General features: G+C 42.6%; 1 protein-coding gene. It reads left to right on the top strand.

The window, feature by feature from the left end; all coding sequences use genetic code 11:
• The coding region (locus RX395_RS09850) for a GIY-YIG nuclease family protein (protein WP_316367303.1) at nucleotides 1-613 on the top strand (613 nt) is incomplete at both ends.

Below are 613 nucleotides of genomic sequence, written 5' to 3'. Positions count from 1 at the left end.
CCATAGGGGCCTATGTCCCCTCTACTTCTGAATTAGAAGGAGAACTACTGGATGCACTTGGTGTTGGCGCAAACACCCTCGAAAGAAATGAACTGAAAAGCTATATTCAGTCTATCAAAAACTCCGCTTACGACTACTTAGTCACGGTTGTAGATGGGTCTGCCATCGTAACGTATGCAGGAACAGAAGATTACAAAGAATATTTTACAAAAATTAGATGTGAAGTAAAGGCCAAGGTAGAGGCGAGGGCGAATCAGAAACTGGAACGCGGCTATTGTGTCTATGTACTAAATATACCGCCCAAGAATGATGTAGTTTATGTCGGTATGACTGTTGAGCCGGAAAGAAGACTTGCCTCACATAATGCTAGTGGTAAATTTGGGGATAAAAGAGTAGATTTAACTGTTGTTGCAAAAGCGACAGATAAAAATGATGCCCGAGCCAAAGAGATGTTCTATATGACCATCTACTTTGATGAACTGTATGCAGCAGCATACAACCGGATTAGAAGCATTAGCCCGGAGAAGATGGGATCTGACAAATACAGCAATACAGTAAAAGTTCTTGCGGAGATGGTCGGTGACATCACAGAGAACGAGCTGCTGTGTATGCT

The organism is Collinsella aerofaciens (assembly GCF_032584215.1).
GTDB lineage: Bacteria > Actinomycetota > Coriobacteriia > Coriobacteriales > Coriobacteriaceae > Collinsella.
Note: the sequence above shows the minus strand (reverse complement) of the source record. Positions and strands in the feature narration are given on the sequence as shown.